Below are 25,493 nucleotides of genomic sequence, written 5' to 3'. Positions count from 1 at the left end.
TGTTCAGTCCAGCCGGAACGCCCGGCGTACCGCCGTGTCCATCGCGGGGGCGTGCGCGTCCGCCCGGAGGCGTACGTCCGCCAGCGTCTGCGCGGCCAGCGCCTCGCGCCAGGCGTGTTCCGCCCGGTCCATCGACGCCTTGACCGCGCACGCCGTGCTGAAATCGCTCACCGTGCACTCCCCGACGGTTCCGCACCGCCGGATCTCACCGCACCGGAAGAGCGGCTCGCGGCCCTCGACGGCGTCGACCACGTCGAGGAGCGTGATCGACGCGAGGTCCCGCGCGGGCCGGAAGCCCCCGCGGGCGCCCGGCACCGACTCCAGCAGACCGGCCTTGACCAGCAACTGGAGCTGCTTGTTGAGGTAGGCGCGCGGCAGGTCGTGGCCCGCGGCGAGGGTGGCCACCGCCACCGGCTCGTCGCCGCCCGCCCACGCCAGGTTCAGCAGCGTGTGCACGGCCCACTCGACTCCTCGGCTCAACCGCATACCTGGACCATACGTATCCAGGTTCGGGTGAGTCAAAGCGGGAGCGGTGCGAAGACATGTCGACATAGCGGCAGGGGTAGGTGTCCTTGTCGGCCGACATATGCACACCCGCCAGTAACTCGACCCGCGCACGCGGTCCGTCTCTTTCCGGGCCAGGCCCCCGCCAGGAGATCCCCCATGTCCTACGACAGCCCCGAGTTACCTTCCGGCCGCCGCGAACCCAGCTGGTCCACGGGCCACGGGCAGCCGGAACCGCCCGCCCGCCGCTCCGGACCGCACCGCACCCTGCGCATGCTGCGCCGCGCCTACCGCTGGCAGCGGCGCGTGGCGTCCCTCGCCGCGCTGGGCTACTTCGCCGTGTTCCTCACCCTGACGGTCAAGGCCCCCTGGCTCATGACCCGTCCCGGACCCGGCGGCCTGCCCACCGGCCTCCTGCTGGCTCTCGCCCAGATTCCCGTCACCTGGCTGGCCGTCCTGCTCTACGAGGTCACCGCCCACCGACTCGTCGACCCGCTGGCCCGCCGCGCCCGCCAGTCGTACCCGGCGCCCGCGCACCGGGAAGGAGGCCGGTGACGGAGTTCAGCGGTCCCGCGCAGTCCTGGTCCCTGGCCGCCTTCTGCTCCGTCGTCGCGCTGACCCTGCTGCTCTGTGTGCTCACCGGCCCCGACGCGGACGACCTGGCCGAGTTCTACACCGGCTACCGCTCCCTCTCGCCCCTGCGCAACGGACTCGCCATCGCCGGGGACTACATCTCCGCCGCCACCGTGCTCACCATCGGCGGCATCATCGCGCTGTGCGGCTACGACGGGGTGGTCCTCGCCCTCAGCGCCGTACTGTCCCTGCTCCTGCTGATGTTCCTGCTCGCCGAGCCGCTCCACAACACCGGCCGCTACACCATGGGCGACGTCCTCGGCCACCGCCACCCCGCCCGGAGCGTCCGCGTCACGGCCTGCGCCGTCACCCTCGTCGCGCTCGTCCCGATGATGGTCGTCCAGCTCGCCGGGGTGGGTGAACTCCTGGCCTACGTCCTGGGGTTCACCGAACCCGCCATGAAGAACGGCTGCGTGGTCGGAGCCGGAATCCTCATGATCAGCTACGCCGCCCTCGGCGGGATGCGCGGCACCGCGCTCGTCCAGATCTTCAAGACGGTGATGCTCCTCGCCTCCGGACTCGTCGTCAGCGGACTGATCCTGCACACCTTCGGCTGGAGCACCGGGGCGCTGTTCCGCACCGCGGCCCACGAGAGCGGCGCCGGTCCGGCCTACCTGCGCTGGGGACTGCAGTACTCCAGCAGCCCGCACCCCGCGCTCGACATGGCGAGCACCCAGTGCGCCATCGTGCTGGGCGCCGCCTGCCTGCCGCACGTCACGATGCGCATGTACACCGCCGGAACGCCGCGCCAGGTCCGCCGGGCCATGTCCTGGGCGGTCTCCTCGGTCACCCTGTTCATCGTGATGCTGGTGGTGATCTGCACCGGGGCCACCGCCCTCCTCGGCCGCACGCGCATCGCCGGGGCCGACCCGCACGGCACCACCGCCTATCTGCTCGGCGCCCGCGCCGCGTTCGGCACCGGCCTCTCCCGCTCCGAGAGCCTGCTCTTCGCCACCGTCACCACGGCCGTTTTCCTCACGCTGCTCGCCTCCGTGGCGAGCATGACGCTCGCCTGTGCCAACGCCCTCGCCCACGACCTGACGGCCTCCCGCCCCACCCCACTGGCACCGGCGCGCGAACTCACCCTCGCCCGCGCCTGCGCCCTGCTGGTCGGTATCCCCGTCATCCTGGTGGCGGCCCTCGCCCAGCACCGCAGCCTCCAGCCCCTGGCGACGCTCTCCTTCACCCTCGGTGCCTCGGCGATCGCGCCCGCGCTGCTCTTCACCCTCTTCTGGCGCCGTTACTCCCGAGCGGGGCTCCTCGCCACGCTCATCGTCGGCTCCCTCACCGTCCTGGCCCTCACCCCGGGCACCACCCTCGTGTCCGGAAGCCCCCTGTCCGCCTTCCCCGAGGCCGACTTCGACTGGTTCCCGTACAACACACCCGCCCTGGCCTCCATCCCCGCGGGCTTCCTCGCGGGCTGGCTCGGCACGCTGCTGTCCGGCAGGAAAACCGCCGACCGGGAACGCGGCCGCTACGAATCCGTCGAACACCAGCTGCTGACGGGCCCACCGGTACGGGACCGGACCTGAGGCCGGGGCCCGCCCGGCCGCGCGGTCAGGCGGGCTGCCAGAGTTCGACCCGGTTGCCCTCGGGGTCGGTGACCCAGCCGAAGCGGCCGACGCCGTCCATGCTCTGCACGTCGTCGGACACGTCGGCGCCCTTGGCGCGCAGCTGCGCGAGCATCGCGTCCAGGTCGCGGACGCGGAAGTTGAGCATGGTCCGCTGGGCGGGGGAGCCGAAGTAGTCGGTGCCGGACTCGAACGCCGCGAACACCGTCGGCCCGGTGTCCTGACGCCACAGGCCGTGCTCGTCGGTGTCCAGGCCCAGGCAGTCGCGGTACCAGGCGGTCAGGGCCGCCGGGTCGGCGGCGCGCATGAAGTAGCCGCCGATTCCCAGTACATGTTCCATACGGGCATCCTGCCAGCAGAGCATCGTGAGCCGCGCGTCAGAGCATGGCGAGCCGGTCCACCAGCAGCCCGACCCGTCGCTCGGCGTCCCCCGGTGGCAGTCGGCCCGCGCGCGTGAGGGTGGTCAGGCCGTGCAGCGCCGCCCAGAACACCTCGGTGAACAGGGCCGGGTGGACGCCGTCCCCGGCGACCTCGCCGAGGCAGTCCAGCAGCGCGGCGAAGGCGTCCTTCAGCGGCTCCGGGGTGTCCTCGTGCGCGAACGCCAGGCCGCCGTCGAGCTGGAACATCGCGTCGTAGACCGCGGGGTTGTGCTCGGCGAAGTCGAGGTAGGCGCGGGCGAGGGCGGTGACCCGGGCGCGCGGGCCGTCCGCGGCGGAGGTCGCGGCCCGCAGCGCCGCCGCCATCTCGGCGGCCCCTTCGAGGGCGACGGCACCGATGATCTCGCGCTTGCCGCGGAAATGGCTGTAGAGCACGGGCTGGCTGTACTCGATGCGCTCGGCGAGCCGACGGGTGGTGACCGCGTCCCAGCCCTGCTGCTCGGCGAGTTCACGGGCCGTCGCCACGATCAGACGCTCGCGGCCCGCCCGCTCGCGCTCCTTGCGTTCCTGTACCGACATGCTCCGATCCTAGCACTGCTAGACAATCGAGCAGTGGCAGCGCTAGCGTTGAATCACTATCTAGCAGTGCTAGATCCTGGGAGGGTCACCATGCTCAACGCACTCGAGGTCTTCACCACCGTGGTCGTCGGTCTGATGGTGGGGGTGGAGTTCGCCGTCGCCTTCGTCCTCAATCCGATCCTCGGCGGACTTCCCGGCGACAACGGCCTGCGCGGCCGCGTCCACGGCGCCCGGATGCTCGGCGCCGTGATGCCGTTCTGGTACATCGGCTCGCTCGTCCTGAGCGCGGTCTGGGCCATCGCCGGATGGCACCACCAGGGCGCCGTCCTCGTCGTCATCGGCGCCGCGCTGCTGATCGTGAGCGTGATCATGTCGGTCGCGCTGCTCGTCCCGATCAACAACCGGAGCAAGGCGTGGACCACCGAGACGCTGCCCGAGGACTGGAAGGAGCAGCTGGGCCGTTGGGACGGCCTCCACTATGCCCGCGTCGCCGTCATCATCGCCGCCTTCACCCTGCTGGTCACCGCCCTCGCCTGAGCCTCCGGGGTGCTGACCCGGGGGGTTCTGCTCTCCAGCTCCCGCGCCCCGGTCGGCATCGGTGGGCGTCCTGAGGTGGAGCCGTTCGCCCTGGGGTGCCGGTGAACGTCCGTTCGTCAGTTCGAGAAGATGTCCCCATGACAGAAAGCAACCTGGCCGTCGAAGCCGAGCAGCGCCTCGCGGCCGGTGACCACGCCGCCGCCCTCACCCTCTATCTGCGGGCCTGGAACCGCCCGGACGACGAGGTGGCGGAGCGGGTCTTCGACCTCATCTCGGAGTGGGCGGACATCGGCGCCGCGCTCAACACCATCGAGGCCGCCGCCAGGGCGGGCAACGCCGCCGCCTACGAGGCCCTGGCCGAACTGCTCGTCGAACTCGAGCGGCCCAAGGAGGCGTTGGCGGCGCTCCGGGCGGCGGCCGACGGCGGGCGTGACGTCACCCTGATGATCGCCTCGATCCTGGCCGACGAACTGGGCGACCGGGAGCAGGCCGAGGAGTACTACCGGCGCGCACTCGCCGACGACCACCCCCGCGCGCTCAACGACTACGGCGCCTTCCTCAGCGAGGACGACGAACGGCTGGACGAGGCAGTCGAGTTGCTGAGCCGGGCGACCGAGCGGGGCGACGACATGGCCGCCGGGAACCTCGGACGGCTCCTCGCCGACGAGGAGCGGTACGAGGAGGCGCTGCCCTGGCTGAGGCGGGCGCTGGACGCCGGGCACCGCTCCGTGCTGGCCGTGCTCGGCGAGACCGAACACGCCCTGGGCGAACTGGAGTCGGCCCGCGTCCACCTCCGCGAGGCCCTCGCGGAGGAGATCACCGGCGCCCACTTCGCCTACGCCCTCCACCTCGCCGAGACCGGCTCCCCCGAGGAGGCCGTACGCCACTACGAGGCCGCCGCCAAGGAGGACGGCGAGACCAACGCCTACCTCAACCTCGCCCTGCTCCACGAGGAGTTGGAGCAGTGGGCCCAGGCCGACCGCCACTACCGCGAAGCCCTCGCCCACCAGGACGAGACCGCCTACGTCTACTACGCCCAGTTCCTCGCGGACCAGGACCGGGGCGACGAGATCGACGCGCTCCTCACCGCGGCGGCCGAACTCGACCTGGACGATGAGGACATGGCGGAGCTGCGGGAGCTGGCGGAGGAGAGCCGTTCCGGCACTTCCTGATCAGGACGGGGCGTGGGACGCCCTCACCACCCACGCCCCGCCTCCAACAACACCTCCCGCACCCTGGTCACATCCAAGTTGGCCGGATGCCCCGGCCGTTGGACCAGATAGCCGGTGTTCAGCGGTGGGTCGTCCGGGGTGTGCAGCGGGACCAGGGCGCCGGATGTCAGTTCTGGTTCGCACAGGTAGCGGGGGAGGACCGAGAAGCCCGCGCCGGACACGACCGCCGACTTCACGGCCCGTAGGTCCGGGACCGTGACCGCCGCCGGGCAGTTGAGGCGGGTGTGGAAGACGTGGCGCCAGTAGCGGCGGGCGATGGGGAGGTCTTCGGCGTAGGTGATCAGGGGGACGGGGTGGAGAGCGGACGGGCCTTCCGCCGCCAGGCGTTCGGTGAGCCCGTCCGCCCATGCCGGGGACGCCACGAGGACGAACTCCTCGTCCATCAGCGGCACCGCCGTGAGCGTCCGCCCGCGAGGGCGGTACGTAGCGATCACCAAGTCATGGCGGCCGGAACGGAGTTCGTCCAGGAGGGGGTCCGTCAGGCCCGGTGTGACGCGTAGGCGAACCCCCGCCGCCAGCAGCGGGGCCAGGGCGGGCAGGACCCGCGCGGAGAGGAGTTCGGCCGGGCCCGCCAGGTGGACGGGGGCCGGTCGGTCGGCGGGCGCCGCACCCGTCGCCGTGGCGAGCGCGTCCAGCGGGGCCGCCACGCGGGACGCCAGGTCGTGGGCCACCGGTGTCGGTGCGACCCCGCGCGGCAGACGCTCGAAGAGAGTGCGCGCCAATTCCCGTTCCAGCGAACGGATCTGTGTCGTCACCGTGGACTGGGAGAGCCCCAGCAGCCCCGCCGCGGCCGTGAAGGACCCGGAGCGGTACACCGCGAGGAACGTCCGCAGCAGGTTCAGGTCGGGGGAGCTCACGAGGAGCGCGCCTCGAGGACGCGCAGCGCCAACTCCCCCCACCGCAGGTTCTCCTGCTCGAAGGAGATGCCCCGCAGCAGGGTGAGGTACGGGCCCACCCGCTCCGCCTCGGCCAGGTACCGATCCTCCGTACGCCCGCCCAACAGCCGTTCGCGCAGCCGCTCGTAGCCGGTGAGCTTGGCGCGGGCCCACTCCATGCGGGCGGCGATGTCGGCGCGTACGGCGGTGAGTTCGCCGATGTCCGCGCACTGGACCTTGACCAGGAGGCCGTCGCGGATGGCGGTGGGGCGGCCGAGGGGATCGGCGAGGTAGGCGCGCAGGGCGTCGTGGCCCGCGTCGGTGAGGGTGAAGAGGCGTTTGTCGGGGCGGCGGTCCTGGCGGATCAGGCGCGCGGTGACGAGACCCTCGCGCTCCATCCGGTCCAGCTCGCGGTAGAGCTGCTGGGGTGTGGCCGTCCAGAAGTTGGCCACCGAGGCGTTGAAGCCCTTGGCCAGGTCGTAGCCGGACGCCTCGCCCTCCAGGAGGGTGGCCATCACCGCATTGCGCAGGGTCACCTCCTCACTCTACTCTCCAACACACCTATTCAACTTGTTGAGTAAGGAGCACCCTGTGCATCCCTTCCGTGCCGCCGTGGAGAACCGCGACGCCGACGCCATCGAGGCACTCCTCGCCGAGGACGTCGTCTTCACCAGCCCCGTCGCCTTCAAGCCGTACGCGGGCAAGCCGATCACCGCCGCGATCCTGCGCGGCGTGCTGCGGGTGTTCGAGGACTTCCGGTACGTGAAGGAGATCGCCAACCCGGACGGACGGGACCACGCCTTCGTCTTCACTGCCACCGTCGACGGCCGGGAGATCCAGGGCTGCGACTTCCTGCACTTCGACGAGGAGGGGCGGATCGACGACTTCACCGTCATGGTCCGCCCCCTCTCGGCGGCTCAGGCGCTGTCCGAGGCGATGGGCGCGCAGTTCGAGCGCATCAGCCGCGAGGCCGCCGGCGCCTGAGAAGACGGCTCAGCCCAGGCGCTTCAGGACCTCCTCCGCCAGCGGGGCGGAGGAAGCCGGGTTCTGCCCGGTGATCAGGTTCCGGTCGATCACGATCTTCGGCGCCCACGGCTCGCCCACCTGCACGTCGACGCCCGCCTCGCCGAGCCGCGTCTCCAGCAGCCACTTGGCCTTGTCGGCGAATCCGGCCTGCGCTTCCTCGGCGTTGGAGAACCCGGTGACCTGGTAGCCCGCGAAGGCGTTGGTGCCGTCCGGCCGGGTCGCCGCGAGCAGCGCAGCCGGGGCGTGGCAGACCACGGCGAGCGGCTTGCCGGAGTCGAGGGCGTCGACCAGCAGCTTGCCGGAGGTGGCGTCCACGGCGAGGTCCTCCATGGGACCGTGGCCGCCGGGGTAGAAGACGGCGTCGTAGTCGTCGAGGTCCACGTCCTCCAGCCGGACCGGGTGCTTGAACTCGGGCGCGGCCTCCAGCGCGGCGGCGATCCGGTCGGCGCCCTCCTGGCCACCGTTGACCTCCGGCGCGAGGCTGCCCTTGTCGACGGTCGGGACGACCCCGCCCGGCGTGGCCACGACGACCTCGTCACCGGCCTTCTTGAACGCCTCGTACGGCGCCACGGCCTCCTCCGCCCAGAAACCGGTCGGGTGCTGGGTGCCGTCGGCCAGCGTCCAGTGGTCGGCGCCGGTCACCACGAAAAGGATCTTCGACATGAGGTCTCTCCAAGCAGTCTGAGGTCGGGGGAGCACCAGCTCCCCCACTTGACCGTAGACCGGTGCCCGGAGCCGCACCAATGAAGCGGCCGATGTCCGGTATCGGCAGCCCGATGGCTCGTACGGGAATAACTCCCACCCCCCTGACCTGCGGCGACGCCTACTCCACCACCCCGGCTCCGCGGAACGTCCGCCGGTACGCCAGCGGGGTCACCCCGATCGCCGCGTGCAGGTGCTCGCGCAGCGAGGTCCCGGTGGCGAAGCCGACCTGGGCGGCGAGGTCGTCCACGGCGAGGTCGGTGGTCTCCAGCAGGTGCCGCGCGCGGGCGACGCGCTGCTGGGTCAGCCAGCGCCCCGGACTCGTGCCGACCTCCTCGTTGAACCGCCGCGCGAAGGTGCGCAGGCTCATCCGGGCGTGCCCGGCCAGCTCGGTCAGCGACAGCGGCTCGTGCAGCCGCTCCAGCGCCCACTGCCGGGTCGCCGAGGTGTCGTTGGCGGACTCCTCGGGCACCGGCTGCTGGATGTACTGCGCCTGCCCGCCGTCCCGCCACGGCGGTACGACGCACGCGCGGGCCACGTCGTTCGCGACGGCCGCGCCATGGTCCTGGCGTACGACGTGCAGGCACACGTCGACCCCGGAGGCCGCCCCCGCCGAGGTGAGGAGGTCGCCGTCGTCCACGAACAGCACGTCCGGGTCGAGATCCACCGCCGGGAACCAGGCCCGGAAGGTGTCCACGAGCGCCCAGTGGGTGGTGGCGCGACGGCCGTCGAGCCGCCCGGCGGCGGCCAGCACGAAGGCGCCGGTGCAGATGGAGACAATCCGGGTGCCGGACGGCACGGCCGCGAGCGCCGCGTCCAGCTTCGGCGGCAGGCCGCGGCGGACCAGGGAGACGTCGAACGGCGCGAGCACGACGGTGTCCGCCGTCGCCAGCACCTCCGGCCCGTGCCCGACCGTGACCGAGAAGTCGGAGTTCGTGGCGACGGGCCCGCCGTCGACCGAGCAGGTCAGCACCTCGTACCGTCCCCCGGCACTGCCGAAGACCCGGCTGGGGATGCCCAGCTCGAAGGGGTAGACCCCGTCCAGGGCGAGGACGACGACGCGGTGCGGAGCGGTCGTGGTGTTGACGGTCATGGCACGATCCCGTTGAAAGATGGCATTCATGCCATGGTACGTCGGCGTGCCTCGGGTGAACCTGGACGTATGACGAATCACCCCACCATGCGCGCCATCAGCCAGGACGAGTACGGCACCCCGGAGGTCCTGAAGGAGACCGAGCTGCCGCGCCCGAAGCCCGGCCCCAGCGAGATCCTGGTCTCGGTCCGCGCCGCCGGTCTCAACCCGACCGACTGGAAGCACCGCACCGGGGGCCTCTTCCTCGACCGTCTCCCCCTCGTCCTCGGCTGGGACGTCTCCGGCGTCGTCGAAGCGGTCGGCTACGGCGTGACCCTCTTCAAGCCCGGCGACGAGGTCTTCGGCATGCTGCCCTACCCGTACGGCGTCGGCGCCCACGCGGAGTACGTGACCGGCCCGGCCCGCGCCTTCACCCACAAGCCGTCCGCCATCGACCACGTCCAGGCGGGCGCGCTGCCGCTCGCCGCTCTGACGGCGTACCAGGCGCTGGTGGACACGGCGCAAGTCCGTCCCGGCCAGCGGGTGTTGGTACACGCGGCCGCTGGAGGCGTCGGTCACCTCGCCGTCCAGATCGCCAAGTCCCTTGGTGCGTACGTCATCGGGACGGCGAGCGAGCCGAAGCATCAGTTCCTGCGGTCGCTCGGGGCGGACGAGGTGATCGACTACCGCTCCGTCGACTTCAGGGACGTCGTGGGGGACGTGGACGTGGTCCTGGACACCATCTCCGGTGATACGCGGGTGCGTTCGCTGGAGGTGCTGCGGCCGGGGGGTGTGCTGGTGTCGCTGCTGCCGGGTACCGATCCGGAGGAGTCGGCCAAGGCTGAGGCTCGGGGGGTGCGGGTGGAGACGCTGCTCGTGGAGGCGGATCAGGCGGGGATGCGGGCGGTTGCCGAGCTGGCGTCCTCGGGTGCGCTGCGGGCGCATGTGGAGGGGGTGTTTCCGCTGGCGGAGGCGGCGAAGGCGCATGCGGTGGGGGAGACGGGGCGGGTCACCGGGAAGTTGGTGCTGACCGTCGGGTCCTGAGCAGATGTGGGTGAGCCCTGCCGTTCCGCTCGTGGGGAGGGGCAGGGCTCTTCGCGCTCTTCGCGCGTACAGATGTCAGATGTACTGGTCGGCTGTGAGGAAGTTGGTCCATGCGGTGGGGGAGAGGTGGAGGGTGGGGCCGACGGAGGCTTTGGAGTCGCGGATGTGGACGGTGTCGAGGGTGAGGGCGACCTCTACGCAGTCACCTCCCTGGGTTCCGCTGTAGCTGCTCTTGAACCAGGCGAGGGGCTCAGTGTTGTTCATAGCTCTCCCAGCAACCTCTCGATCAACTCCAGCGACTTTCGCGGTGCGAGAGCCTGCGAACGGATGATCCCATAGCGGGCGGCGGCGAGGCCCACCTGCTCAGGATCGGTCTCCAACGCGCTGGTCACTTGCGCTTCCACATAGAGGAACCGCTTGTGGTCCTTGCGGGTGACGACGGTGAAAGCCCCGTCCACTCCCGCGTTGTCGTCGCACTCGATCGGCATCACTTGGATCTCGACGTTGCGTCGCTGACCCATGAGGAGCAAGTGCTCCAGCTGGCCTCGCAGCACGCCCTTTCCGCCATATTGGTGCCTCAGAACCGACTCGTCCATCACGAAGCTGAGCAGTGGCGTGGGACGTCGGTCGAAGATGTCCTGCCGAGCAAGGCGAGCTGTCACTCGTTGCTCGATCGTCTCGTCGTCGAGGGGCGGACGCCACATGCCGAGGAGTGCCCGCATGTACTCCTCGGTCTGGAGCAGCCCTTTGACGACGAGGGTGTCGTAGGAGAGCAGTTCCATCGCCTGCTTCTCCAGCTGGGCCATGCCCTGGAAGAACGGCGGATACTGTGCCCGCTCCACCTCCTCCTTCCAGAGCGTCAACAGGCCCCCGGCATCGACCACTTGGTCGGCTCGGTCGATCGCGCGGGGTGGCGGAATGCGGCGCCCCTGCTCGAAGGAGGCGATGGTGGCGGCCGAGTATCCGAGTCGCCTGCCGAGTTCCTCGCGGTCCATCCCGGCTCGTAGGCGCAGGGTCTTCATGGTCTGTCCGAATGCGATGACCACGCCCTGCGCGGTCTTGTCCGCCGTACGCGGACCACTGTCGTCGGCGCCGTCGCCGTACTTGGGGTTGGTCTCGTTCTCAGTCATCACACCACCGCCTCCCCGGATCAACGCCCGTAGAGGGGCGCCGTCACGCCGTGCTGCTCGTACCGGCGTAGGCACCGCGCGTACAAGGGGGTCGCGTCAGTGCGTCACCGCTGGTCACGCTACGCCACCGGGAGGACCGTGGTGTGCATGATGAGCAACCTCGGCAGTCCCACGGATCACTTGGCGACCGACTTCGCCATGCGTTTCACGTCCACCCCGCGCGGCGCCCGCCTCGCCCGACGCCTGGTCGGGGTCCGCCTCGAGGAATGGGGCATCCCGTACGGCACCGAGTCCCACGACAACATCGTCCTGATCACAGCCGAGTTGGCGGCCAACGCGGTACGGCACGGGCATGTGGCGGGGCGGGATTTCCACGTCCGACTGTCCCTGACGGGCTCACCCGCGCGGACGGCACGAATCGAGGTCTCCGACACGCGCGGCGAGCGTGTGCCGCCCCGGCCGGGGGAGTTGGAGGAGCCTGGGCTGGGGGACGGAGGGAGGGGGCTGGTCCTGGTGTCCCGGCTGGCGTCGGCTTGGGACTGGCATGTGAGGGGGGAGGGGCCGGGGAAGACGGTTTGGGCGGAGTGTGGGGTTGGCGCAGGTCGGTAGGGGGGTGTCGCTACGGGACGGCTCCGCGAACGCCAGTACGGTCCGCGCGCCCGACGAAGCCCCGCGCTCGCGGGGCCTCGCTCTCACGGGCGGTTCCCCGCCTCGCGGTCTCGGAGGAGGCTCAGTCGAGGCAGAACTCGTTGCCCTCAAGGTCCTGCATCACAATGCAGGACTCGTTGTCGCCGTCGGCACGCATCGTTCGCACATGTACCGCGCCGAGCGCGACCAGTCGTGCGCACTCGGCCTCAAGTGTGGCAAGGCGCTCCTCACCCAGGAGCCCGATACCGGCCCGCGCGTCGAGGGTGTAGAAGACCAGCTCGCCGAGCGTGGGTGTGGGTGGGGGCCAGAGCTTGTGCGGCTGGTTACCGGGCTGGGGCATGGCCGGGTCCTTTCGGCTGGTGCGGGACGAGGACGAGGAGTTCGGTGACGGCGAGGAGGCCGGCGCGCGAGGGGTGCGGGTCGTGGGCCAGGCGTCCGTCGGCCCACGGCGTGCCGCTGGCCGCGCTCGGCGGGCCCCCAGGCCATGCCGTACGCGCAGTACTCGGTGACGGGCTGGATCTGGAGGGTGTAGCCGTGGGAGTGGCAGAACGCGACGAGGCGCTCCAGCCAGTCGTCGTACTCGGCGAAGTGGGGGACGTCGTCGAGCGGGAGGTCGAGGAGCGAGGCGGTGGCGGCCTGGAGGCAGTTCCCGGGACGGCCGGACGGATCGTCGTGGAGGATCGTCTGCGTGACAGGCCGCACTGGGGTCGCCCGACGGTCAGATGAGGGGCGGGGGGACTTGCCGCTGAGGCAGCGGTTCTCCCCGTCGGCGACGTAGTGCACGTGCAGGCCCTCCTGGAGGAGGGCGAGGGCGGCGTCCCAGGCGGAGCACGGGGCCGACGGTCTCGGGCATCACGTCTCCAAGTCCGTTACGGGGGGGATGGGGTCAGTAGAGGCCGACCCAGTCGCCGGGGCCGTTCCACATGGATTCCACGGTCTCCCGGTTGCGGTGGCGGTCGCACAGCGGCTGGTAGAGCAGCAACTTGGGCAACGCGGCGGCCTGGTTCGTCGGCTCGCCGCACATGCCGCCCGAGACGGGGGCCGTGCAGCTGGACCAGCCGGAGAAGCCGCTGGAGAGGATCAGCCGGTCGAGGCGAACGGTCCGCATGTGCGCGTAGGCGTCGGCGGCCGTGGCGTGGCCGATGTCCTGCCAGTGCGGGCTGGCCGCTCGGCTGCCGTGCGGGGCCTGCATGACGGGGGCGGCCGCCTCGGCGCAGCACTCGATGTACCGGCCGTGCTGGTTGCCCTCGATGTAGACCCACATTCTTGCGCGGGGGCCCGAGAGGAGCTGGCTGACGGTGTGCTCCTGCACGGTGCCTCCGGTCAGTGGGCCCTGGTCTCGCGGCCGTCGAGGCTGTGGTGCACGGCGACCCAGGTGACGGAACCGTCCTCGCGTTTCACCGGCTGATCCGTCGGGCCGCACACGCACTCACCGGAGACGCTCGTGTCGTGCGCGACGACGTCGTCGAGAGGCACGACGTGAAGGTCGGTCACCGGCATGGCCCTTCGGTGGGGCGGAAGAGCATCCGCCCCCGAGACAGGGCGCGAGTGGAAGGTTGGCCCACGCGCCCGACCGTGAGCGCCACGGTCGGACGCGCGGGAGTTGACCGGTCCGGCGGAGCACGTGACGCCGGACCGGGTACGGGCCCTCGCGGGTACCCGAGTGTCGTGCCTGGGGGCCGTGGTGTCCGAGGAGAGTCACCGCCGCGGGCTCCTCGGACACCGGCTGGCCCGCACCGGGTGTCCGACACTGTGTGTCCTCGAGCCGGAGACCGACGCGAGGGGTGGTTTCCGCTGCCCAGCGGTGCGAGCCCGTCCCATGAAGGCTCGCAGCGCCCGCCCCAGGCGCGTGCGCCGGGCAGCGGAGTTGGTGGTGGACCGCCGCCGGGCGGCGACCCTCGGCGCTGCCCGGTGACGGTCTGGCTCCGCTGCTGCTGGTGTGCGGCAGGCGGAGGTCGGTGTGGGGCGGCTCGGTTTCAGTGGGTGGCTGGGGCCGGTACGCGGTAGACGCGGCGGTCGCGGTCGCGGGTGGCCGTCTCGGCGCGGATCACGTCGATGGCGCGGTAGAGGGGTTGCCCGGCCGCGTTGGAGATCGGCCGTCCCTTGTCCGTCCGCGCCTGCTTCAGGTGGCGGCGATACCGCCAGTTCCGGACCGTGTTGGCCTCGACCCGGGCTGCGTTGGCGGCCTCCTGGGTGGTCCACAGGGTGGTGCTGGGGTCACCGGTGAGGGTCATGAGAGCCACCTCCGCAGCGGGGTTTCCGGGCATGAGAAAAGGCCCCACGAAACGTCGTGGGGCCCTCCTGGACGTGGACACACTGATCCGCGCTCAGCAACACGCGTGATACGCAGCACGTCAAGCAGCGGGTTTCTCGGGTGTGCCATCCGAGTGGTCCTCGGCTGAGGCGAGCCGCGCGGCGGCGACGGTCTCGGCGCCGAGGGTCTTCACGTACCGGGCGTACTCGGCGTGGGTGAGCAGGGCGCGGCAGTAGGGGTCCTGGCACTCGATGTAGGGCTCGTCGTTGACGAGGCGGAGATCGCGGGACTCGGCGAGCCACGGGCCGCCCCAGCGCCTGCAGGGGGCGAAACTTTTCGTCTCGGGCGCTTTGCCCCGGCGGGTGAAGCGGGTCGCGGACCGGTCACGGACCGGCCTCCTGTGCGTCCCCGTCGCCGAGACCGAAGTGGACGCGCACGACGTCGGCGGTCTCGGCGATGTCACCGACGATGAGGTCGGTGAGCAGCCGGGCGGCCTGGCCCGGCCGGGGCGTGGTGTCCGTGGGCGCGCTGTTCGTCGTGGCGGTTGGCGTGCCGCGCTGGCCGTGCAGCGGCTCGAGGGAGACGGCCACTAGGAGCTCGGGGAGCTCCTCCAGGTGCCGGCGGACGCGCTCGACGCAGCCGAGGCGGTGGACCGGGGCGCCCCGGGCGGCCGGGATGTCGTGCGAGGTGCCTGTGTTGGCGAGGAGGTGCTCGGCCCGGCGCCATGCCGTGTTGCAGGGCCCGAGACAGGGGGTGGGACTGGGCATGGAGTCTCCCTGGGCTGAGCGGGAGCACAGGGGCGGAAAACGCGAACGGTCCCGCCTACCGGGAGAGGCGGGACCGTCCACTGCGAAGCGCCGAACGCGTGACACGGTCGGACGCCCTGATCATGCATCAGGCGTTAGACAGGAAGCAAGGAATCATCGCGCTTAGTGCATTCGTGGCGCTATCGGGCACAGTGGTCGCAGAGCAGTGCTGGTGCATCCGAGCCATGGCTTACGAGGCGTACCTGGCATCGGATGCAGGTGGGCCGCGCCTCCCGGAGCCGGTCGCGCTCGGTCTACCCGATCATCGCGAGACGCTGGAGTTCCGACGCTGTGGGGGGCGATGACCCTCCCCCCCCACACAGCGCATGCCTCAGCTCGTTTGCGGGGACTCTGGCTGCGCGGCTTCGCCGCGACCGACGGTCACGGACCAGGTGACCGTCGAAGGTCCCACGACCGAGACAGTGCCGGGCTTGTATGCAGCATCCATCTTGAGCTGGTTATAGGTGACAGTCGGCTCGGAACCGGTGCACTCAAGCGGGAACGATACGTGTACCACCGGCACGGCCACTTTCACTGTGCCGGCCCCGTTGCAGCTCACAGCAATAATGAGTGCCTTGCCCCGGGCGCCACCGGAGTATCCGAAGGTTGCGTTACCTCGTGTAGCAGACCGCCTGCCAGCCAGCACCTCGCCGAGACCCGAGTCCAGCTGTGGCGGCGTAATCCTTTGAGTCTGTCGCACGACGGCCGGACCGGAAGACGCACTGGAAGCCGTGGACGATGCGCCGGTGTCCGGTGAGGAGGTGCAGGCAGTCGTGACCAACACCAAGGGCACCCAAGCCTGCCGTAGTGCTCTCACTTTTCCCACAGGGCCCAGCCGACGCGGTGCGGGGTGTAGATGGTGACGTTCTTCTTCGCGCCGCGCGTGCAGTTGAGGTAGACGTACTGGTTGTATCCGTATGACTTGAGCCGGTAAACGCCGTATCGGGCGTAGGTGGTTTTCTTCGGTGGGGTATCCACGGCGATAGTGTTACCGAGTTTCGCAGTGAGTTCGACCGAAACGTTGACGCCGAACTTGCCTTCGATGGCCAGGACGGCGACGTTTCCGCTCACCTTGAATTCACCTGAGTAGGCTACGCCCACCTTTCCAGTGACCTCAGAGGTGAACGTAGATTTTGCGATGCGGGAGGTGCCGTTCCAGTTAGCCTGCTCCACCCCGACGCCCTTGTGGTAATCCTTGTCCTTTGAGGTGGCGTAGTAGCGGTAGCCGTCTGAGCAGGTCGAGGCGTCCGGAGTGTCGCTCGGCTTCGAGGTCGGGAAGTGGGGTTCCGGGTCGGACGGATCGGCCACGGGCGAGTCGCTGGGAGCAGGTTCCTCTACGAGGTCCGTCTCCTCCGGCTGCGGCGGGGGCGCGGTCTCGACGGTTTCGGTCGCGGCCGGGCTCGGTTCGTCGGCAACCGCAGGATCGGAGACCGCCATCCCCGCTGTGAGCGCCAGACACGTCAACGCAAGTACAATTCTCGGTGCATGTGCCATGTTTATGGAACCCCGTTCTGATGGATCGCCCCTTGGCGATCGGATGACATGGACACTACCTGTCGGCGGAGGGCCATCAATGAGGTTCGATATTCTTTGAGGGAGAATTGAGGAAAGGCTCGTATTGCGGAACCCGGCAGTCCTCTTCACCCGAGGAGTATGTGGCGCAAAATGAACGGCTTTAAGTCTCAGCTCCTCCAGGACTGAGCGGATGCCGACCGACGCGACGCACCAGGAGGTCGCCCCGCAACTTCTGCACCATGCTCAGAAGGGTGTCGGCGGTTGCCCGCGAGGCTCCGCGCCCGGCAGCGAGGCGCTGGTACGCCTCGAGCGCGGCGTTCCTCTCCGCCCGCTCCAGTTCGTCCCGGAGCTGCTGGTTCACGAACTGCTCGAGGTACCGGCAGTACGCCACCTGCCAGCCGCTCAGGTAGCGGGCCCCCCTGGGCGACAGCAGAGACCATCGAGTCCCTCGCTGAGGCCCCGCGGCTGAGGTCCTGCTCGCGCGCCGGCCAGTGGTCCTCGAGGACCAGGCGGACGGTCAGGGTCTTGTGCTCCGTCACGGCTGCGCCGCTCCTTTCGGCGTCAGGTGGCCTACGCCGCTCGCTTGGGCGAGGAGCAGCAGGCGCCGGAAGACGCGCTCGTCCCGGCCGCACCCGCAGATGCTTCCCTGGGCATCGTCTGCGACCTCATCGGGGTCGGTGGCGGAGGCCAGTGAACTGGGTGCGCTCGTCGTCGATGTGGTGCGGCTCAGCCAGGAGGTCATCGAGGAGCGCCCGTTGTGCGCGCGCCCGGTGCAGTGCCGCCGACGGGGACTTCCGGACTGCGGTCGGCGCGGGGAAGGCGAGGGCGGCCTCCTCGGCGGCATGCTGCGCAGAGGAGGCATGGGTCTGGAGCGCCTCGATGAGTTGGGCCATCCCGACCGCCAACGCTTGGCTGCGCCGCGTGACCCACTCCCGGTACATCGTCTTCCAGTGCGGCAGCCCGATGGGCCGCTGATAGCCGCATGGGGGTCCCAATAGATCCAGCACTGCGCCGTTCGGAAGGCCGTTTCTACAGCTTCCGGATGGGGCGCAGGTCTCCGTCGCCAACGAGATCCCAGCCAGCGCTGGACCCCTCACGAAGGTGCCAGACCTCGTGCTCGATGCCCCAGGCCCAGGAGGTGCGGTGAACGCGCATGCTGATGGCCGAGATCGCGTCGGCGAGCGCCTGGTACCGCGGGTGCAATTCGGGCATGCCGCTCAGTATCGTGGCAGGCGCTTGCGAACGCTTGTGGCGTGGCCGTGGAGTTCAGGAGTTACGGTCGCGGATCGCGGAGCTTCAACGTGATGTGCGTGGTCAGTTGAACCTTGGCGCCAGGGGCCGGTGTGCTGCTGGTGACGGTCCACTCGTGGACGTCCGGCGCGTAGTCGTCCAGCACGTCGTGGCCGTCAGGGGCGAGGGCCTCAAGGTTCTCGAAGCACTGCAGGTCTTCGCCGAGCGGATCGAACGTCTTCCCCCTGACGTCGGGCATGGTCTGCGGCCATTGCTGGGCGCGGCACTTGGCGTACGCGCTGTCCGGGGCATAGGAGTGCGTCGGTTTGCTGGCCGTGGCCGTTGTGTTGCTGCTGGAACAGCCTGCTATGGCCGCGAGAGCGGCGAGCGTGCAGGCGGCAAGGGTGTAGGTGCGCATGGCCCCCCAGGCGTGGTGCGTTGAGGGCGGAATCATGCCACGCGGGCGCCTCTCGGGCGTGGTGAGGGCCCGTGACGGCTGCCGGGGGGGCGACGGCTGTCACGGGCCCTGCACGGTGGGGGCGCACGCACTCCGCGTTCGGGGGCTGCGGAGTCCGTCGGCTGGTCGCCGGGGTGGTCGGGGCCAAATCCCCTCCCCTGCGCCGTGTCCGGTGTGACGGTTCCCGGACACTGGGCTCCGTGAGGGGTGTTCAGAATGGCAGAGGCCCGAACCATGCAGGAACGTTTCGCCACGATTCACCCGAGAGAGCTACACGACGGACTTCCGGGCAGAGTCGGCGAGCCGGGCCTCGCTCGTCGACGCGTAGGTGCGGGACTGCTCGACGCCGATGAAGTTCCGACCCTCCAGCAGCGCGGCGGCCCCCGTGGTACCGCTGCCGGTGAACGGGTCGAGGACGGTCCCGCCCTCGGGAATGATACGGACGAGCTGACGGAGGACGTCCTCGGGCTTCTGAGTGATGTGCAGCCGGGCGCGGCCGCGCGGCTGGCTCCCGGTGGAGTGCCCCGGAAGGAAGACGGGGTCGTTGCCGGGGACCATGGCGCCGTTGGAGCCCCAGACGATGAACTCGCACTCCTGGCGGAGGCGGCCGGGCTGGGGGCGAGCGATCGGCTTGTGCCAGACGGCGACACCGCGCCAGGTGTAGCCGGCGGCCTGGAGAGCGTCGCTGGTGGCGGGGAGCTGGCGCCAGTCGGTGAAGGCAAGGGTGGCGGCGCCGGGGCGGGGCCCGGCACCCCAAGCTGACACGGCGCTGCCGCTGGTGCCGCGCTCCCGGCTGGCGTCGGCCTGGGACTGGCATGTGAGGGGGGAGGGGCCGGGGAAGGTGGTTTGGGCGGAGTGTGGGGTGGGTGCGGGGCAGTAGGGGGATGTCCGTACGGGGCAGGCGGCCTAGACGGGATCGCCACCGGTACGGCGAGGGAGGAAGATCCTGGCATGGACACGCGCGTCAGTCATCAGACCGTGCGGTCGCCGCGGTCACGGCCCGGGGATCGCGTCTACGACCTGAGCGCCGAGTTCGCTGCCTCTGAAGTGCGTGTGGCGATTGCCGTCCGGGGCTGCAAGGGCGCCCCTTGGTCGGCTTCAGCACGGCCCGGCGGCAACCTTGCCCCTCTCAGGTGAAGACGATGGCTGCTCCGGTGGAGACCGAGAGTTGCGCAGCGTGGAGGAGCTGCAGGCATACGTAGGACTCGACGCCGTAGCGCTGCCACCCTCGGCGGCCGACTCCTCGGCGTCGGCGGCGTCGAAGACGTCTTCCGAGTCCGGATCGAGGTCCTCCGGAAGGCCGAGGGCTTCAGCGAGTCGACGGGTTTCCGCCAGCAGCCGCACTGAGGAGCCCAGGTAGCCGCCCGGCGCCGTTTCGTCGACGATGACGTGGTCGAAGTCGACGGGGACGTAGTAGCCCTCGCAGTCGGAGTGGTGGACCAGGTGGTCGAACGGTCCAGGAGGGTCGCGCGCAAGTGGTTCTTGATCACCAGAATGTAGCTTTTGGCCATGGCTGATGACTGGCGGATGGACCGGATCGGGACTGCGCTGAGGGGCGGGAATCCGACCGTGCTGAGACGGTTGACGGCGGGGTTCGCGGTGATCGGGGACGTTCAGTTCCTGCCTGGCTACTCGGTTCTGCTCGTTGACGAGCCGGATGTACAGCGGCTGTCGGACCTGCCGAGGGCGAAGCGGCTGTCGTTCCTGTCGGACATGGAACAGCTTGGTGAAGCGGTCGAGCGTGCTTGTCGGCGGCTGGACCCGGCCTTCCGCCGGGTCAACCTGGAGATCCTGGGGAACACGGACCCGTTCTTGCATGCGCATGTCTGGCCGCGGTTCGAGTGGGAGCCGGCCGAGCTGGTGGGCAAGCCCGTGTGGCTCTACCCGCCTGACCGGTGGAGCGACGAGCGCTTCAGGCTCGGTCCGCGGCATGACGTGCTGCGGGATGCGATCAGCAGCGAGCTGGACCAACTGCGCTCACTGACCTGACTGTTGCGGCAGCACCGCGACACGAATCGGTTACGCGTCGACAGTATCGGCGACCGGTGCGGTACGACATTACAAAAGGATCTTCGAGCCGGAGTCCGCGAGTGGGGCGACAGCTTCTTCTGCCAGCCTTACCGCCCGACCCGGCCGAGTTCGACCCGTCATCTCTCTCATCTGGAGCACCATATGAACGGCACCGCTCCTTTCGCGCCCCGCCTCTTGCCCACGGTCCTGTTGCCGGGCGCGGCTGTCCTGGTCGCCGCGGCTCAGTTGCTGCTCCTGTCGTGGGACCCGCGCAGCAACGTGCCGGTGAGCCCCGGCTCGGACACCCTCACCACCGGCTACACCTGGTGGGGCACCGCCCTGTTCGTCCTCGTACTGGCCGCGCTGGCCTGGGTCGTTGGGCGCTGGGGCCGGACCGGGGCGGCCGTGCTGGTGGTGGGCGGGGTGTCGGCCGTGCTGCTGCTGGTCTCGTTCCTCACGCACGAGCCCGACCCGGACGGTTTCGCCGGGCTGTGGCCGACCAGCTGGCTGAGCGGCGCGGTGCTGATACTGGCGGGGGCCGCACTCGTGGCGGGTGCCGCTCATGGTGACCTGCCGCGCACCGTCCGGTCGTTCCTCGTGCCGATCCTGGTGGCCGGTGCCGCCGCCCTGTCAGGCTTCGTGCTCGAGGCGGTCGCCTCCGGCGAAGCATGGCTCGCCCGCGTCGTCTCGGCCGTGCTCGCGCTGGCGGCGGCCCATGGCCTCGGCTGGGCGCTGCGGGCGAACGGGTGGGAAATCCGCCGGAGCGTGGCGCTCACGTGCGGCGCGGTGGCGCTCATCGCGGCGGTCGACAGCGCGTCCGTCCCCCTGTGGGGCTGGCCCGCCCCGGACACGGCCGCGTGGCTCGTCACCATCACGGCCTACGCCGCGGGTGCGGCCTCGGTGTGGGCATGGCGGAGACGGGCCTGACCGCGAGGTGAGCCAGGTTCATGGCTGCTGAGCGCCGAGGTGTCAGCTCGGCTCTGCTGTAAGGGGCGTGACCCTCCACTCACCTCCGGCGTCGCCTCAGCCGCACCGGCACCTCCCTGTGCCCGTTACTGATCAGTGACGGCACCGGCCGCAACTCCGTCACCGGCACCGCGAGTTCCACCCCCGGAAACCGTTCGAACAACCCCCGCAACACCGTCCCCACCTCCAGCCGAGCCAGCGGAGCGCCCAGGCAGAAGTGGATTCCGTGGCCGAAGGCCAGGTGGTCCTTGGTCGGGCGGGTCGCGTCGAAGTCGTCGGCCGACGGGCCGTGCCAGGACGGGTGGCGGTTGGCGGCCGCGTAGGAGGCGAGGATCGGGTCGCCGGCCAGGATGCGGCGGCCGTCTGGGAGGGGGATGTCGCGGACCGCGTAGCGGAGGGGGAGGTGTTTTACGGCCGGTTCGTGGCGGAGGGTTTCCTCGACCACGTCACTCCAGCTCGCGCGGCCCTCGCGGACGTGGGCCAGTTGCGCGGGGGTCGTCAGGAGGGTGGTGATCGCCTGGTCGATGACGTTCACCGTCGTCTCGTAGCCCGCGCTGATCACCAGGAGCAGGGTGTCGCGCAGTTCCTCGTGGGTGAGGGCGTCGCCCGCGCCCTCCTCGTCGCGGGTCATGAGGAGGGTGGAGGTCAGGTCGTCGGCCGGAGTCACTCGCTTCGCTTCGATCAGCGCGTCCAGCCACTTGTACAGCGACCTCGTGTTCTGCGTCGCCTGCTCCACGGTCAGCGTCGTGTCGAAGACGCCGTCCACCGCCGCGCGGAACTCCGGCGTGTGCACCTCCGGTACGCCCATCAGTCTGCTGATCACCGTGATGGGCAGGGGGTAGGCGAGGTGCTCGCGCAGGTCCACGGTCTCGCCGGGAGGGCGGGCCGCCAGCGCGTCCAGCAGGTCCGTCACGAGCGACTCGATCACCGGCTGGAGTGCCGCGATCCGGCGGGCGCTGAACGCCGGGGCGACCATGCGGCGCAACCTGCGGTGATCGCCGCCGTACGCCGTGAACATGTTGGTCACCGCCACCCAGAGCGCCAGCGGCCAGGTCGGGGCCGTCTCGGCGAAGGCAGGCCAGTGGGCACGGGGGTCCTTCGAGACGTCCGGGCTGGTCAGGAGGGATTTCAGTAAGGCCGGGTCGCTCACCGACCAGGCCGTGACCCCGAGGATGTCCACCTGCGTGGCCGGGCCCCGGGCATGCAGCGCCCGGTGCTCGGCGTGATGATCGGCGCCGGTGGGATCGAGGACCAGGGGAGGCTGCTCGGGCACGAGGGCTCCTAGGTGGGGGGAGGGGAGGCGGGGCACCCCACGGTCAACCGTAGGAGTGCGGCTCCTGCTCGCGCAACGGTGCGTGCGAGCGCACCGTCACCGTCTGAGGCGCCGCTCACCTGGGTACCCGTACCCCACCCCGCCCAGCGGAAGGGAAAGCGCATGGCATCCACAACACGGCCCCGTTCCGGCCGACTTCGGGCCTGGCTGACTCTCGCCACCGACAACTGGCTCTCCCGCGGCTACCTCGTGGTGGCCGGGTCCGCGCTCGGGTTCTTCCTGTACGCCGTCTACCTGACGCCCGACCCCGGCTTCGCCGCGATCTGGCCCTTCGGCGCCACCCTCCCCTTCAGTGCGGTCGCCTACCTCGCCCCCTCGCCCGAGCTGGACCCCGCGCTGGACTGGCTCAGCCCGCTGCTCTTCGCCGCCTGGGTGACGCTGTGCGCGCTGGTCAACGCGGGGCTGCTCGGGATGGCGGTACGCGCGTTCCGCACCCGGTCCGCCGCCTAAAAGCTCCGAGCCGTCTAGTAACCCCCCACCGGATACCGATGCACCACCGGCAACCCCGTCAGCAACCCCGGCCACACCGTGTCGATCACATGCGCGCTCGGCGTGAACAGCGGCCGGGGCAGGGTCGCCGGGTCGTGCCACTCCCAGCGGTCGATCAACTCCGGCTCGCGCACGCTCGGTTCACCCTTGTACGCGGTCACCCGTACCGCAGCCGTGACCCGTGGGATGCCGTGCACGGAGTCCATCAGCAGCGCCAGCAGCCGCGCGTCCTCCGCCTCGGCCCGTAGCCCCGTCTCCTCCGCCAGCTCCCGCACGGCCGCCTCCGCGAAGCCCTCCCCGGCGTCGTTCTTGCCGCCCGGCAGCTCCCACACCCCGCGCTTCTTCGACCAGCCCAGCAGCACCCGGCCCGCCGCGTCGGTCACGGCGACCCCGGCACCGGTGAGCGCGTGCGGCGAGGGCCGCCCCTTGTCGGCGTAGGCGATGTCCTCCACCACGTCCCCTTCCTGTCGGGCGGAAGGGTGCGTCACTCCTCCTTCCGCCATGCCTCGACCCCCAGTCTGCCCGTCGTGCCGAGGTCCAGTTCCGGGGTCAGCGTCACCGGCGCGGCGCCCGCCTTGGCGCGGACGCGGAGGTAGGGGGCGTTCACGGCGCCGCCGACGGCCTGCACCGTGTTGCGCCAGGTGATGCCGGACAGGGCGCGCTCGCCGGGGCGCAGGGTGACGGGCCGGACCACGTCCGGCGGGCCGCCGAGCTGGGCGACCTGGGCGGAGGGCAGTATCCGTATCCCCCGCACCCGCTCGTGATCGGCGTCGATGATCTCCAGCTCGGGGCGGCCCTCGACCGTGTACGGCTTCGTGCCGCAGTTCTGCAGGTGCAGGCCCACCACGCGCAGCCCCATCGCCGCGTCCCCCTGGTCGGCGTACACGCGCACACCGGAGGCGGGGCAGGGGCCGCCGGGGGCCGGGGCCTCGGCGCTGGGGATACTGCGCACGGACATGATCGACACGCTGGTGCCGCCCGCGAGGTCGCCCTGGCCCCGGCTCATCGCCACCCTGCCGCGTACGGTCCTGCCCGGGCCGACCGGGCCCATGATCCGGCTCGCCCCGGTGTAGCCCCGGGCGTCGAAGACGATGGTGTACGTCATGTCGTGCGCGGCCGGGTTGGTCACCTCGAACTCCACCGTCAGCGAGCTCGAACGGCAGGCGCCGTCCTCGTCGATCGCACCGGCGTACAGGCGGGTGATCCGTACCCCGTCCCGGACGGTTCCCGTGGTGGACGGCACCGGGCTGGGCGTGCCCGGTGGGAGCGGGGCGTCGGCGGTGTCCGTGGGGCGGGCCCGAGGGACCTCGCCGTAGGGCGGGGCCTTCGATGGACACAGGGCCTCCGCGCGCACCCCGCCCCCGCCCGCTCCGGGCTCGACGGTGCCGCACCCGGCGAGAGCCAGGAGCACGCCCATACCTGCGAATGATCTGCGCATCCGGTGAGTCGATCAGGAGCGGCCCCCACCGGCTGTGGTGGAAGCCACTCCTCCGGTCACAGGGCTGTCACAGCGTGCCGTCCCGCTTCTCGAACGCCCGCAGAATCCGGTCCGCCGCCAGCGTCGCCGTCAACGAGCCGTCCCTGACCTCCTGTTCGAGGTCCGGTGCGAGCCGCCTGACCTCGGGGTCCGCGTGCAGCCTGCCCAGCAGCTCGTCGCGCACCATCGACCAGGTCCAACGCACTTGCTGGTCACGCCGTTTGGCGGTGAGGCGGCCCGTGGAGTCCAGCAGGGTGCGGTGCTGCTCCAGGCGCTCCCACACCGTGTCCAGGCCGCTCGTCTCGCGGGCGCTGCAGTGCAGCACGGGCGGGGTCCAGACGGCGTCCTTACCGTGCATCAGCCTTAGCGCGCCCGCGAGTTCACGTGCTGCCGCCTTCGCGTCCCGCTCGTGCGGGCCGTCCGCCTTGTTGACGGCGATCACGTCGGCCAGCTCCAGCACGCCCTTCTTGATGCCCTGGAGCTGGTCGCCGGTGCGGGCCAGGGTGAGCAGCAGGAAGGAGTCCACCATGTCGGCGACCGCGGTCTCCGACTGGCCGACGCCGACCGTCTCCACCAGGACCACGTCGTACCCGGCCGCCTCCATGACCACCATGGACTCGCGGGTCGCCTTCGCCACCCCGCCCAGCGTGCCCGCGCTGGGGGAGGGGCGGACGAACGCGTGCGGGTCCACCGCGAGGCGCTCCATCCGGGTCTTGTCGCCCAGGATCGAGCCGCCGGTGCGGGTGGAGGACGGGTCCACCGCGAGCACCGCGACGCGGTGCCCGAGCGAGGTCAGCATGGTGCCGAACGCGTCGATGAACGTGGACTTGCCCACGCCCGGCACCCCGCTCACCCCGATCCGCCGCGCTCGCCCGCTGTGCGGCAGCAGCTCGGTCAGCAACTCCTGTGCCAGCGCGCGGTGTTGCGGGCGGGTGGACTCGACCAGGGTGATGGCGCGGGCCACCAGGGCGCGCTTGCCGTCCAGCACGCCCTTCACATAGGTGTCGAGATCGATCGCGGCCATGC

General features: G+C 70.6%; 31 protein-coding genes and 1 pseudogene. 10 read left to right on the top strand and 22 right to left on the bottom strand.

What is annotated here, in order from left to right:
• Positions 1-3: 3 nt before the first annotated feature.
• On the bottom strand, positions 4-486 hold the full coding sequence (locus ACI2LY_RS07520; protein WP_393911860.1) for an RrF2 family transcriptional regulator: 483 nt from the start codon (positions 484-486) through the stop codon (positions 4-6).
• Positions 487-663: 177 nt separating this feature from the next.
• Between ACI2LY_RS07520 and ACI2LY_RS07515 the strand changes: the two genes are divergently transcribed.
• Together ACI2LY_RS07515 and ACI2LY_RS07510 are read left to right on the top strand one after the other, a co-directional pair.
• Entirely contained in the window at positions 664-1,059 is a 396-nt protein-coding gene (locus ACI2LY_RS07515; RefSeq protein ID WP_393911859.1) for a DUF485 domain-containing protein, read from the top strand.
• Positions 1,056-2,669 (top strand): cation acetate symporter, encoded by a 1,614-nt coding sequence (locus ACI2LY_RS07510; RefSeq protein WP_404706323.1) that lies wholly within the window; start codon positions 1,056-1,058, stop codon positions 2,667-2,669. The genes ACI2LY_RS07515 and ACI2LY_RS07510 overlap by 4 nt, the downstream gene beginning before the upstream one ends.
• A 25-nt stretch (positions 2,670-2,694) precedes the next feature.
• Here the strand turns inward: ACI2LY_RS07510 and ACI2LY_RS07505 are convergent, their stop codons facing one another.
• Entirely contained in the window at positions 2,695-3,048 is a 354-nt protein-coding gene (locus tag ACI2LY_RS07505) for a VOC family protein (RefSeq protein WP_404706322.1), read from the bottom strand.
• Positions 3,049-3,085: 37 nt separating this feature from the next.
• Entirely contained in the window at positions 3,086-3,664 is a 579-nt protein-coding gene (locus tag ACI2LY_RS07500) for a TetR/AcrR family transcriptional regulator (RefSeq protein ID WP_404706321.1), read from the bottom strand.
• A gap of 90 nt (positions 3,665-3,754) precedes the next feature.
• On the opposite strand from ACI2LY_RS07500, the gene ACI2LY_RS07495 reads away from it, so the two are divergent.
• Positions 3,755-4,201 carry an anthrone oxygenase family protein gene (locus tag ACI2LY_RS07495; protein ID WP_404706320.1) on the top strand — a complete coding sequence of 149 codons (447 nt, stop codon included), beginning with the start codon at positions 3,755-3,757 and terminating at the stop codon, positions 4,199-4,201.
• A gap of 137 nt (positions 4,202-4,338) precedes the next feature.
• Positions 4,339-5,373, top strand: coding sequence for a tetratricopeptide repeat protein (locus ACI2LY_RS07490; protein WP_404706319.1), 1,035 nt, complete (start codon positions 4,339-4,341; stop codon positions 5,371-5,373).
• A 23-nt stretch (positions 5,374-5,396) separates the two neighbouring features.
• Here the strand turns inward: ACI2LY_RS07490 and ACI2LY_RS07485 are convergent, their stop codons facing one another.
• Complete coding sequence (locus ACI2LY_RS07485; RefSeq protein ID WP_404706318.1) at positions 5,397-6,290, bottom strand: LysR family transcriptional regulator; 894 nt, start codon at positions 6,288-6,290, stop codon at positions 5,397-5,399.
• A complete protein-coding gene (locus tag ACI2LY_RS07480; RefSeq protein ID WP_404706317.1) occupies positions 6,287-6,844 on the bottom strand; it encodes a PadR family transcriptional regulator in 558 nt (185 codons plus the stop codon). The genes ACI2LY_RS07485 and ACI2LY_RS07480 overlap by 4 nt, the downstream gene beginning before the upstream one ends.
• A gap of 55 nt (positions 6,845-6,899) precedes the next feature.
• Here ACI2LY_RS07480 and ACI2LY_RS07475 point away from each other — a divergent pair, with 55 nt between their 5' ends.
• Positions 6,900-7,292 (top strand): nuclear transport factor 2 family protein, encoded by a 393-nt coding sequence (locus ACI2LY_RS07475; RefSeq protein ID WP_350907724.1) that lies wholly within the window; start codon positions 6,900-6,902, stop codon positions 7,290-7,292.
• A gap of 9 nt (positions 7,293-7,301) precedes the next feature.
• Here the strand turns inward: ACI2LY_RS07475 and ACI2LY_RS07470 are convergent, their stop codons facing one another.
• Complete coding sequence (locus ACI2LY_RS07470) at positions 7,302-7,997, bottom strand: type 1 glutamine amidotransferase domain-containing protein (protein WP_404706316.1); 696 nt, start codon at positions 7,995-7,997, stop codon at positions 7,302-7,304.
• Between the two features lie 160 nt (positions 7,998-8,157).
• On the bottom strand, positions 8,158-9,129 hold the full coding sequence (locus tag ACI2LY_RS07465; RefSeq protein ID WP_404706315.1) for a GlxA family transcriptional regulator: 972 nt from the start codon (positions 9,127-9,129) through the stop codon (positions 8,158-8,160).
• Between the two features lie 87 nt (positions 9,130-9,216).
• On the opposite strand from ACI2LY_RS07465, the gene ACI2LY_RS07460 reads away from it, so the two are divergent.
• Complete coding sequence (locus ACI2LY_RS07460) at positions 9,217-10,152, top strand: NADP-dependent oxidoreductase (RefSeq protein ID WP_404706497.1); 936 nt, start codon at positions 9,217-9,219, stop codon at positions 10,150-10,152.
• A gap of 75 nt (positions 10,153-10,227) precedes the next feature.
• Here ACI2LY_RS07460 and ACI2LY_RS07455 read toward each other — a convergent pair whose 3' ends face one another.
• Both ACI2LY_RS07455 and ACI2LY_RS07450 read right to left on the bottom strand, forming a co-directional pair.
• Positions 10,228-10,416, bottom strand: coding sequence for a DUF397 domain-containing protein (locus tag ACI2LY_RS07455; protein ID WP_404706314.1), 189 nt, complete (start codon positions 10,414-10,416; stop codon positions 10,228-10,230).
• On the bottom strand, positions 10,413-11,282 hold the full coding sequence (locus ACI2LY_RS07450) for a helix-turn-helix domain-containing protein (RefSeq protein ID WP_404706313.1): 870 nt from the start codon (positions 11,280-11,282) through the stop codon (positions 10,413-10,415). The genes ACI2LY_RS07455 and ACI2LY_RS07450 overlap by 4 nt, the downstream gene beginning before the upstream one ends.
• Positions 11,283-11,429: 147 nt before the next feature.
• Here ACI2LY_RS07450 and ACI2LY_RS07445 point away from each other — a divergent pair, with 147 nt between their 5' ends.
• Positions 11,430-11,891 carry an ATP-binding protein gene (locus ACI2LY_RS07445; RefSeq protein WP_404706312.1) on the top strand — a complete coding sequence of 154 codons (462 nt, stop codon included), beginning with the start codon at positions 11,430-11,432 and terminating at the stop codon, positions 11,889-11,891.
• Positions 11,892-12,012: 121 nt separating this feature from the next.
• On the opposite strand, the pseudogene ACI2LY_RS07440 reads toward ACI2LY_RS07445, so the two are convergent.
• From ACI2LY_RS07440 to ACI2LY_RS07400, 9 genes and pseudogenes are all read right to left on the bottom strand, one after another.
• Positions 12,013-12,192 (bottom strand): annotated as a pseudogene (locus tag ACI2LY_RS07440) (VOC family protein); the annotation flags it as partial.
• Positions 12,193-12,816: 624 nt separating this feature from the next.
• A complete protein-coding gene (locus tag ACI2LY_RS07435) occupies positions 12,817-13,242 on the bottom strand; it encodes a hypothetical protein (RefSeq protein ID WP_404706311.1) in 426 nt (141 codons plus the stop codon).
• Between the two features lie 11 nt (positions 13,243-13,253).
• The gene (locus ACI2LY_RS07430; protein ID WP_404706310.1) at positions 13,254-13,424 is read right to left on the bottom strand and encodes a hypothetical protein; all 171 of its coding nucleotides are present in this window, start codon (positions 13,422-13,424) and stop codon (positions 13,254-13,256) included.
• A gap of 482 nt (positions 13,425-13,906) precedes the next feature.
• Positions 13,907-14,164, bottom strand: coding sequence for a MerR family transcriptional regulator (locus tag ACI2LY_RS07425; RefSeq protein ID WP_404706309.1), 258 nt, complete (start codon positions 14,162-14,164; stop codon positions 13,907-13,909).
• A gap of 403 nt (positions 14,165-14,567) precedes the next feature.
• A complete protein-coding gene (locus ACI2LY_RS07420; RefSeq protein WP_404706308.1) occupies positions 14,568-14,951 on the bottom strand; it encodes a hypothetical protein in 384 nt (127 codons plus the stop codon).
• An 852-nt stretch (positions 14,952-15,803) separates the two neighbouring features.
• Positions 15,804-16,484: a hypothetical protein gene (locus tag ACI2LY_RS07415; protein WP_404706307.1), complete on the bottom strand. Its 681-nt coding sequence runs from the start codon at positions 16,482-16,484 to the stop codon at positions 15,804-15,806.
• A gap of 1,050 nt (positions 16,485-17,534) precedes the next feature.
• On the bottom strand, positions 17,535-17,717 hold the full coding sequence (locus ACI2LY_RS07410) for a hypothetical protein (RefSeq protein ID WP_404706306.1): 183 nt from the start codon (positions 17,715-17,717) through the stop codon (positions 17,535-17,537).
• 61 nt (positions 17,718-17,778) lie between these two features.
• A complete protein-coding gene (locus ACI2LY_RS07405; protein WP_404706305.1) occupies positions 17,779-18,153 on the bottom strand; it encodes a PASTA domain-containing protein in 375 nt (124 codons plus the stop codon).
• Positions 18,154-18,462: 309 nt separating this feature from the next.
• Positions 18,463-18,957 (bottom strand): DNA-methyltransferase, encoded by a 495-nt coding sequence (locus ACI2LY_RS07400; RefSeq protein ID WP_404706304.1) that lies wholly within the window; start codon positions 18,955-18,957, stop codon positions 18,463-18,465.
• Between the two features lie 744 nt (positions 18,958-19,701).
• On the opposite strand from ACI2LY_RS07400, the gene ACI2LY_RS07395 reads away from it, so the two are divergent.
• Positions 19,702-20,181: a diadenosine tetraphosphate hydrolase gene (locus ACI2LY_RS07395; protein ID WP_404706303.1), complete on the top strand. Its 480-nt coding sequence runs from the start codon at positions 19,702-19,704 to the stop codon at positions 20,179-20,181.
• Between the two features lie 183 nt (positions 20,182-20,364).
• Positions 20,365-21,129, top strand: coding sequence for a hypothetical protein (locus ACI2LY_RS07390; protein WP_404706302.1), 765 nt, complete (start codon positions 20,365-20,367; stop codon positions 21,127-21,129).
• Between the two features lie 79 nt (positions 21,130-21,208).
• Here the strand turns inward: ACI2LY_RS07390 and ACI2LY_RS07385 are convergent, their stop codons facing one another.
• Entirely contained in the window at positions 21,209-22,441 is a 1,233-nt protein-coding gene (locus ACI2LY_RS07385; RefSeq protein ID WP_404706301.1) for a cytochrome P450, read from the bottom strand.
• A 162-nt stretch (positions 22,442-22,603) separates the two neighbouring features.
• Between ACI2LY_RS07385 and ACI2LY_RS07380 the strand changes: the two genes are divergently transcribed.
• Positions 22,604-22,951 (top strand): SCO4225 family membrane protein, encoded by a 348-nt coding sequence (locus tag ACI2LY_RS07380; RefSeq protein WP_389002890.1) that lies wholly within the window; start codon positions 22,604-22,606, stop codon positions 22,949-22,951.
• A 14-nt stretch (positions 22,952-22,965) separates the two neighbouring features.
• On the opposite strand, the gene ACI2LY_RS07375 is transcribed toward ACI2LY_RS07380, so the two are convergent.
• The 3 genes from ACI2LY_RS07375 to meaB form a co-directional block, all read right to left on the bottom strand.
• Positions 22,966-23,478, bottom strand: coding sequence for an NUDIX hydrolase (locus ACI2LY_RS07375; RefSeq protein WP_404706300.1), 513 nt, complete (start codon positions 23,476-23,478; stop codon positions 22,966-22,968).
• Entirely contained in the window at positions 23,475-24,407 is a 933-nt protein-coding gene (locus tag ACI2LY_RS07370) for a DUF4232 domain-containing protein (RefSeq protein ID WP_404706299.1), read from the bottom strand. Before ACI2LY_RS07370 ends, ACI2LY_RS07375 begins: the two co-directional genes overlap by 4 nt.
• Positions 24,408-24,495: 88 nt before the next feature.
• Positions 24,496-25,491, bottom strand: coding sequence for a methylmalonyl Co-A mutase-associated GTPase MeaB (gene meaB, locus ACI2LY_RS07365; protein WP_404706298.1), 996 nt, complete (start codon positions 25,489-25,491; stop codon positions 24,496-24,498).
• Positions 25,492-25,493: the final 2 nt, after the last annotated feature.

It is taken from the genome of Streptomyces sp. NPDC002176 (assembly GCF_044903645.1).
GTDB lineage: Bacteria > Actinomycetota > Actinomycetes > Streptomycetales > Streptomycetaceae > Streptomyces.
Note: the sequence above shows the minus strand (reverse complement) of the source record. Positions and strands in the feature narration are given on the sequence as shown.

What these genes read in the sequence shown, in the direction of transcription:
- ACI2LY_RS07505 (WP_404706322.1), bottom strand. Translation starts at nt 3,048, where the DNA reads ATGGAACATGTACTGGGAATCGGCGGCTACTTCATGCGCGCCGCCGAC.
- ACI2LY_RS07490 (WP_404706319.1), top strand. Translation starts at nt 4,339, where the DNA reads ATGACAGAAAGCAACCTGGCCGTCGAAGCCGAGCAGCGCCTCGCGGCC.
- ACI2LY_RS07455 (WP_404706314.1), bottom strand. Translation starts at nt 10,416, where the DNA reads ATGAACAACACTGAGCCCCTCGCCTGGTTCAAGAGCAGCTACAGCGGA.
- meaB (WP_404706298.1), bottom strand. Translation starts at nt 25,491, where the DNA reads ATGGCCGCGATCGATCTCGACACCTATGTGAAGGGCGTGCTGGACGGC.
- ACI2LY_RS07420 (WP_404706308.1), bottom strand. Translation starts at nt 14,951, where the DNA reads ATGCCCAGTCCCACCCCCTGTCTCGGGCCCTGCAACACGGCATGGCGC.
- ACI2LY_RS07395 (WP_404706303.1), top strand. Translation starts at nt 19,702, where the DNA reads ATGGCTGATGACTGGCGGATGGACCGGATCGGGACTGCGCTGAGGGGC.
- ACI2LY_RS07405 (WP_404706305.1), bottom strand. Translation starts at nt 18,153, where the DNA reads ATGCGCACCTACACCCTTGCCGCCTGCACGCTCGCCGCTCTCGCGGCC.
- ACI2LY_RS07495 (WP_404706320.1), top strand. Translation starts at nt 3,755, where the DNA reads ATGCTCAACGCACTCGAGGTCTTCACCACCGTGGTCGTCGGTCTGATG.
- ACI2LY_RS07460 (WP_404706497.1), top strand. Translation starts at nt 9,217, where the DNA reads ATGCGCGCCATCAGCCAGGACGAGTACGGCACCCCGGAGGTCCTGAAG.
- ACI2LY_RS07520 (WP_393911860.1), bottom strand. Translation starts at nt 486, where the DNA reads ATGCGGTTGAGCCGAGGAGTCGAGTGGGCCGTGCACACGCTGCTGAAC.
- ACI2LY_RS07410 (WP_404706306.1), bottom strand. Translation starts at nt 17,717, where the DNA reads ATGCCCGAATTGCACCCGCGGTACCAGGCGCTCGCCGACGCGATCTCG.
- ACI2LY_RS07425 (WP_404706309.1), bottom strand. Translation starts at nt 14,164, where the DNA reads ATGACCCTCACCGGTGACCCCAGCACCACCCTGTGGACCACCCAGGAG.
- ACI2LY_RS07415 (WP_404706307.1), bottom strand. Translation starts at nt 16,484, where the DNA reads ATGGCACATGCACCGAGAATTGTACTTGCGTTGACGTGTCTGGCGCTC.
- ACI2LY_RS07465 (WP_404706315.1), bottom strand. Translation starts at nt 9,129, where the DNA reads ATGACCGTCAACACCACGACCGCTCCGCACCGCGTCGTCGTCCTCGCC.
- ACI2LY_RS07380 (WP_389002890.1), top strand. Translation starts at nt 22,604, where the DNA reads ATGGCATCCACAACACGGCCCCGTTCCGGCCGACTTCGGGCCTGGCTG.
- ACI2LY_RS07500 (WP_404706321.1), bottom strand. Translation starts at nt 3,664, where the DNA reads ATGTCGGTACAGGAACGCAAGGAGCGCGAGCGGGCGGGCCGCGAGCGT.
- ACI2LY_RS07515 (WP_393911859.1), top strand. Translation starts at nt 664, where the DNA reads ATGTCCTACGACAGCCCCGAGTTACCTTCCGGCCGCCGCGAACCCAGC.
- ACI2LY_RS07445 (WP_404706312.1), top strand. Translation starts at nt 11,430, where the DNA reads ATGATGAGCAACCTCGGCAGTCCCACGGATCACTTGGCGACCGACTTC.
- ACI2LY_RS07370 (WP_404706299.1), bottom strand. Translation starts at nt 24,407, where the DNA reads ATGGGCGTGCTCCTGGCTCTCGCCGGGTGCGGCACCGTCGAGCCCGGA.
- ACI2LY_RS07390 (WP_404706302.1), top strand. Translation starts at nt 20,365, where the DNA reads ATGAACGGCACCGCTCCTTTCGCGCCCCGCCTCTTGCCCACGGTCCTG.
- ACI2LY_RS07470 (WP_404706316.1), bottom strand. Translation starts at nt 7,997, where the DNA reads ATGTCGAAGATCCTTTTCGTGGTGACCGGCGCCGACCACTGGACGCTG.
- ACI2LY_RS07450 (WP_404706313.1), bottom strand. Translation starts at nt 11,282, where the DNA reads ATGACTGAGAACGAGACCAACCCCAAGTACGGCGACGGCGCCGACGAC.